The sequence below is a fragment of the Halorubrum sp. Atlit-26R genome (assembly GCF_003666015.1).
Taxonomy (GTDB): Archaea; Halobacteriota; Halobacteria; order Halobacteriales; family Haloferacaceae; genus Halorubrum.
This window is the reverse complement of sequence record NZ_QPLT01000423.1, coordinates 1-500: the sequence shown is the minus strand read 5'-3', so window position 1 is coordinate 500 and position 500 is coordinate 1. Positions and strand designations below refer to the sequence as shown.

General features: G+C 65.2%; 1 pseudogene. It reads left to right on the top strand.

What is annotated here, in order from left to right:
* Positions 1–500 (top strand): annotated as a pseudogene (locus DVK07_RS23090) (hypothetical protein); the annotation flags it as partial.

Here is a 500-nt window from a genome sequence, read left to right as displayed (position 1 = left end):
CGGTAGAGACGCCGGACAGTCTCTCACCCGGCGGCTCCGGCGACGTACGAGCGGCGCTCAATTGCGGCACCGACGGCGCGGTGAAGCTCCGAATCGTCGCCTCCAGCGCGAACCGACGCGTCGAGTTCACGCGGACCGCACAGGTCACGTGCGAGAGCGTCGACGTGTGCGCGCCCCGACAACTCCCCTCCGGCTGTACTGTCAACGAGGTCCCGAACAAGTCCACCGACTGTAGCGTCGTCATCGACACGCCGAACCAGATCAACGAGAATGTTGCGGGCAACGCCACGATCGACGGTGCGGCCGAGTTCCGCTCGGAGAGCCAAGTCGACGTGAAGCTCAGGGGCAACTCGACGATTCGAGAGTATCTCAAGATCGACACGCCGAGCCAGATCAGCTTGGATATCGGCGGCAACAGTCGCGTCCAAGGCGGCGTCAAGCTCCAGTCCGAGTCACAGGTCGAGTTCGGCGTCTCGAGGCCCGTCGGCGGGGGGGTCTGC